The 8,048-nt window shown below is 45.0% G+C and carries 4 protein-coding genes; all 4 read right to left on the bottom strand.

Features of this window, described 5'->3' with window-relative positions; genetic code table 11:
* Positions 1 to 60: 60 nt before the first annotated feature.
* Entirely contained in the window at positions 61 to 1,650 is a 1,590-nt protein-coding gene (gene prfC, locus C3B51_RS04310; protein ID WP_125720693.1) for a peptide chain release factor 3, read from the bottom strand.
* 497 nt (positions 1,651 to 2,147) lie between these two features.
* Complete coding sequence (locus C3B51_RS04315) at positions 2,148 to 2,753, bottom strand: cytochrome b/b6 domain-containing protein (protein WP_206076599.1); 606 nt, start codon at positions 2,751 to 2,753, stop codon at positions 2,148 to 2,150.
* Between the two features lie 641 nt (positions 2,754 to 3,394).
* On the bottom strand, positions 3,395 to 7,624 hold the full coding sequence (locus C3B51_RS04320; RefSeq protein ID WP_130244296.1) for a non-ribosomal peptide synthetase: 4,230 nt from the start codon (positions 7,622 to 7,624) through the stop codon (positions 3,395 to 3,397).
* A gap of 1 nt (position 7,625) precedes the next feature.
* Positions 7,626 to 8,048: phosphopantetheine-binding protein (locus C3B51_RS04325; RefSeq protein ID WP_130244297.1), on the bottom strand; the 423-nt coding region annotated here is incomplete at its 5' end.

Genomic DNA, 8,048 nt, shown 5'->3' on the forward strand with positions numbered 1-8,048 from the left:
GCTTGTGCGTCAAATCAACCCGTCCCCTCACTTTTACGGGCACTTAACAGCCCATTGTGTTTAGTGTTCGCGTGTCTGGTGGAACTGCACGTCCGGATAGCGCTCCATCGACAGATTCAGGTTAACGCGACTTGGCGCGATATAGGTCAGGTTATCGCCCCCATCCAGCGCCAGGTTCTGCTCACACTTACGGCGGAACTCGGCCAGCTTCTTTTCATCATCACAGTGCACCCAGCGCGCCGTCTGTACGCTAATGCTTTCATAAATAGCATCGACGTTGTACTCAGATTTCAGACGCGCCACAACCACATCAAACTGCAGCACACCAACGGCGCCGACAATCAGGTCATTGTTGATCAGCGGACGGAACACCTGCACCGCGCCTTCTTCCGACAACTGTACCAGGCCTTTTAGTAGCTGCTTTTGCTTAAGCGGATCTTTAAGACGAATACGACGGAACAGCTCTGGCGCAAAGTTCGGGATACCGCTGAACTTGAGCTTTTCACCCTGGGTGAAGGTATCACCAATCTGGATGGTGCCATGGTTGTGCAAACCAATGATATCACCGGCATAGGCTTCCTGTGCACGCTCACGATCACCGGCCATAAAGGTCACGGCATCGGAAATGCTCACCTGCTTGCCAAGGCGTACATGGTTCATTTTCATGCCCTGCGTGTATTTACCCGACACGATACGCATAAAGGCGATACGGTCACGGTGTTTCGGGTCCATATTGGCCTGAATTTTAAATACGAAGCCGGTGAACTTCTCATCGTCGGCGCTCACTTCACGCTCGTCCGTCTGACGCGGCAACGGCGACGGCGCCCACTCTGTCAGGCCATCCAGCATATGGTCTACACCAAAGTTACCTAATGCAGTACCGAAATACACCGGCGTCAGTTCGCCGCTCAGGAATAGTTCTTTGTCGAATTCGTGCGAGGCACCAATCACCAGTTCCAGCTCTTCACGCAGCTGCTCAGCCAGGCTCTCACCGATGGCGGCATCTAAGTCGGCGTTGTCGAGCCCCTTAATGGTGCGAACGTCCTGAATGGTATGACCCTGACCGGTTTGATACAAAATGGTCTCGTCGCGGTGGATGTGGTAAACCCCTTTAAACTCTTTACCACAGCCAATCGGCCAGGTAATAGGCGCACACATGATGTTCAGTTCAGTCTCAACCTCATCCAGCAACTCCATCGGGTCGCGGATATCACGGTCCAGTTTGTTCATGAATGTCACGATAGGCGTATCACGCAAACGGGTCACTTCCATCAGCTTACGGGTACGATCCTCAACACCCTTAGCGGCGTCGATAACCATAAGGCAAGAATCCACAGCAGTCAGCGTACGATAAGTATCTTCTGAGAAGTCTTCGTGCCCCGGAGTGTCCAGCAGATTCACCAGGCTGTCGTTGTAAGGAAACTGCATCACAGACGTGGTTACCGAGATACCCCGTTCTTTTTCCATATCCATCCAGTCTGATTTCGCATGCTGGTTAGAGCCTCGGCCTTTAACGGTGCCCGCTTGTTGCAGCGCCTTACCGAATAACAGGACTTTTTCGGTGATGGTGGTCTTACCCGCATCCGGGTGCGAGATGATAGCGAACGTACGTCGCTTGTTTATCTCATTGAGGAAATTCTGATCTGCCATTAGTCAATTCTTTAGTTTGTGTGCGGATTTATACATACACTCGGAAGCACGCTCTTTGCAGTTCTTCGCTGATCAAATCCGTCGTGTTAATCGAAATTAACCGCTATTTTCGCTTATCTGGACTTTATAAACAATCAATGGTTATCAGATCGGCCAGCATTTCCTCTCGACTTAGACCAAGGCTCAGCTGTAGCTGTTTGTGATCGTTGCTTCTTCAGCTTTTGAACAAGGGTTTCTGAAACACAAACTTCTTTGCAGACAATAATCTACAGTAGCCTGTCGGGCGACATCAACGAGGTATAGATACCGCAGCGCGGTAGCAACTTAGTAATGCATTCAGTGATTATTTAATTCCATGATCCGCACCGGCCACACAGATACATCACAAAGTCATAAAATTCTGAGGGTAAGTTCACAAACCGTATCAGGTGAGGTGCTGAAATATTGCCAGGCTTCCGGCAATGGAGGTCTGTGGTTTTTCTGTTGCTAAATAAAATTTACTTTTTCGCATGCAAAATACCGAAAAAGTGGCAACCAATCAGCCACCAAAACGCTTGCTGTGTAAAGATATGAATGTCGTTAAACTGCGGAAAATTTTGATAAAAGTTTTCGCGGCTAGGAGCAAGCTCGAACCCGAAAATGCTGAGTGGGATCTCATAATTGTTGACCATGGCGATGCCTGTTGCAGTGAGTAAAAATATGCACAGATACATTGCGATATGGGTGAAACTAATAAACCATGCATGGATTTTTGATTTTGGCGTTACGCGCTGAATGGATTTTTTAAACCCCCAAGAAAACATCAACCTTAAGAGGGTAAAAATAACAAGTATAATTCCAACTGAGGCATGCGTCTCAACGGCTGACTGCCGGTGCAATAACTGCCCCTTAATATCCCAATCAATATTGTGTAAATTACTACTTAAATTCAAAAGCATGAAGAGAAGAATAAAAACAGAAATCCAATGAAACGCCCTATCAACGAAATAAACCTTTGAATTCATATATCCCTCAAACCTTACTATGCATTGGTTATTTATTTCACCAAGTAAGAAACCACCCAAATACATCGGCTTTAAAATTGGCCCAATGCTAATAAGCAAAATAAAAAGCCTCAACACCCAACCTTAAAACCGGTCACACATGCCAAAAATGATTGTACCTCAACTTCAACTTTATTAGCAAAGACTTTGATGTTGCATTTATTATTTTAGAGACTACCAAACAGGGGGGCGCTTATAACTGAATTAAATTAAAATCGACATTTATATATGTAACACGAAAAAGTTCACCTTAGTCTATGGTGCATCCAGTACGTGTTAAAGTGATAAAACCCTGCAACTAATGTGTGGAGATCATTCTTAAATATAATAAGTGCGTGCCTGTAGCCATACCTGGTCCAGACTTAGATCCAATAGCAGCATCCCGTATGTCGTTTTCTCCTGATTACTCTGCCAGATTAAGTTGGGATGATGGGTATTCCCCCTCACATGCTTACCGCTCTGCCTGACGACAGAGCGGATCATGATCGGGGTTTTTAATTATCGACGATAATCTTAGTGATTTAGAAGGCACCGACCAACCAATTTTTAATCATCGGCCCATGGTAGTGCCTTGTGACAACATCCATAAATGCATTTACAGCAATAATATTGGCGGCCGAACAAAACACTTAAACCAAGGTTCCTTAGAACATCAATTCAAGTGAATACCAGTGTTCAGGTTAGGTCGAAAAGACCAAACTTTAACACCAACTATTTACGATTGCATTAGCAAGCTGTTCAACGGCTGGTAAGTCCAGCATGTCCTGGTGCTTTGCAGCAATATCAACACATTTTATAGCGTTATTATTAATTTTATCCCAATCTAAACAGTCACTAAACCCCTCATTATATATTGAATGCTCAGACGCTTTAAACAAGTGACATGCCAGCTGCCCTTGTCCCAGCTTTGCAGTGCTTTTCAATTGGTATAAATCATGAAAATGCATAAGAAAACGACTCACTTGCTCAACACTCACACCAGACATGTGAACAGATAGATTTTGCTCAATCATGCTCTGAGCCAATAGGCGTACTCCTGCTTCTTTATTATGCTGGTAATCATCCAGAACCTGCCAATTAAACTCAACATCCATTTCCATAATTTCAATCAATGACTGTTTAATCGGCGAGTACCAGTCATCCGTAACCACATCTAAGTCATCAAGCGTTGCAAAACTATCAATCAAACCTACGTGAACTTGTGCCCCTGTACTTTGCAACTTCCTGGCAACCTCGTAAGCAATTACCCCGCCCGATGAATAGCCAAGAATGTGATATTCACCTGCTGATGAGGTAGCTCTGATCTGCTGGTAGTAATCGTTCACATAAGCATCGAAATCTTCAAATTTTTTATCGCCAAGGATCAAAGGATTGTCCAAACCGAAACACTGGGCCACTCCTTCTAATCGCTCCGCAAGGTGTCTGTAACAGAGTGACATACCGGATCCCGGGTGGATAAAGAACATCTTTCTCGGTTGTTGAGATGTATTTAATGCCACCACTGTATCAGTGCCTGAATTCACCTCTTTTGCTGGCGCCAGGCTTTGCTGATCAATAAGCGCTGCGAGCTTTCTCACCGTGGTAGACTTGAAAAACTCGCCGAGTGTGATCTGTGTACCCAGTTTAACATTGAGCATAGCAACACACCGTGTCGCCAATAAGGAATTCCCGCCTAACATAAAGAAGTCATCGTTGCGACTCACAGCTTCAACATCAAATAGCAGTTGCCAATTCTCGGCAACTAACCTCTCGCTATCCGTCTGTGGAGCCTCAAAAGCGCCCTCAACACGCACGCTTTCAATACTGGGTAAACTTTTTCTATCAACTTTACCGTTAGCCGTTAATGGCAGCTCAGCCAGCACTGCGATACCGCGCGGTATCATGTAATATGGTAAGTGAACAGTGAGATGATCCTGCAATATATTGACCACTGCTTCGCACTTACCATCATGCGCTTTCAAGACCACATAGGCCCCAATCTGCTTGCCTAACTTTTCATTGTCATAAGCGATAACAAGGGCTTTTTTTACCAAAGGATGGGCCTGTAAGGTTTTTTCAACTTCACCTAACTCGACTCTAAAGCCCCTTATTTTCAGTTGATTATCCGTTCTCCCGCAAAACTCTATGTTACCGTCAGACAGATATCGCCCCAAGTCTCCTGTACGATAAAGCTTTTGTTGTAAGCCATGGTGCCAAATAAAGTGACTTTGGGTTTGTGTCGCATTATTCAAATACTCTCGGACAACTCCATCACCACCTATGTGCAACTCACCCGTAACCCCAACTGGACAGTGCTCACCATGCTCATTCAAAATATAAAATGCCTGATTACCCAAAGGTTTTCCATAAGGGATACTGGTTAAGCCGCTCGTGTCCTCGACAATGGGGTGATATATCGACCAAATCGATCCCTCTGTTGCGCCACCCAAGCTATACACATTACACGGACCAAACCTTTGCCATATTCGCTTCGGTGTTTCTGGGGCTATCCAATCTCCACTCATTAACACACTTTTCAATCTCGATGACGCGTTTCGCCCCATTAACTCAAGCTGTTCGACAAGCAACGCCATAGATACAGGTACCGTATTCCAAACAGTCACTTGATGGCGCTCAACTAAATCCAGCCAGTGGGCAGGGTCTTTTGCACGCTTATCGCTTGGAAAAATGATCTGCCCACCCACTGCCAACAGACCAAAAAAATCATATACAGACAAATCAAAGCTCAGAGCTGAAACAGCAAGCACTTTATCCGTCTCATCAATCGAGAATTTTGTATTGATGTCAAATAATGTGTTAACAACCGAGCAGTGCTCTACCGCCACACCTTTTGGCTTGCCAGTAGAGCCTGAGGTAAAAATTACATAAGCTAAGTTTTTACTCAATTGCCCTGGCCGATATTGTGCTATCTCTGCAAGCAGTTCCTGGCGACTTTTATTTCTGTCCACATAGTGTGTGATGTCTAAAGAATTAACCCCTTGCATGGCACACACATCGTCAGAAGATTGCACGAGCAATAACGGGACATTTGCCGACTGTAAAATCGTTCTGCAACGCTCATCTGGCCAATCACATTCTAGTGGTAAGTAGGCACTTGCTGACATCATAACTGCCAAAGTTGCAATTACTTGATACCTGCCTTTGGGCAATCTGATTGCAACAAGCTTTTCTGGACCCAAGTCTTGGTGTTGATTTAACTCAGATAACAGCGCCGCTACGGCAGCATACAGCTCAATATAAGTACACTCACCGTGCTCATCAACAATGGCAACGTTATCAGGTGTTTTCACCACCTGCTCCAGGAACAACTGCTCAATACACAGCCCTTTTGGATATGCCACAGATGTATCGTTCCAGGCTATAACTTGGGTGTTGTGTTCTTGCTCTGTGAGTAATGGTAGTTTAAATACGCAGCTGTCAGGCTCATTGACTAAGCCTCCCAGAAGCTGACCAAAATGACGAGCGAACTGCTCTACCGTCTGACGCTTAAATAGATCCGTATTATATTCCCAATCAAACACTAAGCCGTCTTCTAACTCTGTGATTAATAAAGTTAGATCATATTTTGCAACTGCAACTCCCGAGTTAATGGATGACAGGGACAACTGTGGCAGCTCTACTTGACTTTCGTCCTTAGTCTGCATCACTATCATCACCTGGAACAATGGGCTATGGCTTAAACTTCTTTGAGGCAGAAGTCTATCCACCAATTGTTCAAATGGATATTGCTGGTGATTGTATGCGCTCAGTAGCTCACTGCGACTGCGTTTGAGTAGCTCTGTAAAGCTGGGCTCATCAGATAAGTCAGCTCTGAGCACTAGCATATTGACGAAAAAACCAACCAGCCCGGTCACTTCGAGTTGCTCACGGTTGGCAACGGGTGTCCCTATCGCTATGTCTTTCTCGTTACTATAACGGCTAACAAGCACACTAAATGCTGAATATAGCGCCATAAATAAACTGGCATTATGTTGCTGACATATACTGTTGAGTTTGTCCAAAACCGGCTTCTCTACTCGAGACTGGACGTAATCACCACGGAAAGTTTGTGCCAATGGTCTGGGTTTATCTAAAGGAATGCTGTGCACCACGGGCAAGTCTGCCAACTTGCTCAACCAAAACTGCATATGTACGTCTAACACATCCCCTTGTAACCACTGCCTTTGCCAAAAAGCATAGTCCGCATATTGAATTGGCAAACTTGTTAAGCGTGAGGGCCTGGACTCACAGTGCGCCGCATACAGCTCTTTGAACTCATTTATAAGCACCCCCATTGACCAACCATCAGCGGCAATATGGTGCATCGTCATCAGCAAAACATGCTCATTGTGCGCAACTTTTAGTAACGTAACCCTCAGCATCATGTCTTTTGCCAAGTCAAAAACCTGAGCGGTTTCTTGTGCACTGTATTGCTTTATTAACGCCTGCTTTTGGTCTGCCAATTTCTCTGTTAAACAGATAAATTTAATTTGAAAGGTATCCGCAGGACAGATTTTTTGTAAAGGAGTACCTGTATCATCGGTGTAGAAACAAGTTCTAAGCACTTCATGTCGATTGACGATTTCTTTAAAAGCGGCTTCCAATGCCTCTGTGTCCAACTGGCCATCAAGCTTTAGCGCCACGGGCATATTATAGTGCTGACTGCCCCCATCAATCTGATCAAGCATCCACAACCGTTGCTGAGAAAAAGAAAGTGGTAACGGCTTATCACGCGGTACTTGAGTAATCGCATATTCATCTGCACTAGTGGCAGTATGCTCATTTTGACTCTGTAATAAGCGCACAATCGCGCCCTTGTGGGCAACTATCTGCCCTTTCAAAGTAGCGTCCAAAGCTCCTTTTTTCTTTGCTTTAAACGCCAGCTCTCCCTGTTCATTTAAATACAGTAAGATCCCTTTACTTGCCGCTGAGGCTAATATTTCGCGCTCCATCTTAAAATACACCTTCTTCTTCAAATTCTTCTGTTTCTTCTAATTGTTTTCTCAGTAACTCTGCATCAACTAGCACACACAATTCGCGAACACTCTGAGCTTCAAACAGATTGACAATGTTAATGTCTATGCCTATTGCCTGTTTAATGGCCATGATTGCTTTCATCGCGAGTATAGAATGTCCACCTAGCACAAAGAAATTATCATCCAGGCCGACCTTATCCACGCCAAGTAAGCTTGCCAGTATTTCACAAGTCGTAATATGTGCAGGGCTTTGCGGTGCAACGTAAGCGACCTTGTCACACCGCTCCATTGTGAACTCAGGGGCAGGCAATGCCTTACGATCAATTTTCCCGTTACTGTTTAATGGGAACTCCGTCATAGACACTATCGCACTCGGCAACATGTAACTGGGTAAACGCTC

This window comes from Pseudoalteromonas rubra (genome assembly GCF_004212645.1).
Classification (GTDB): domain Bacteria; phylum Pseudomonadota; class Gammaproteobacteria; order Enterobacterales; family Alteromonadaceae; genus Pseudoalteromonas; species Pseudoalteromonas rubra_G.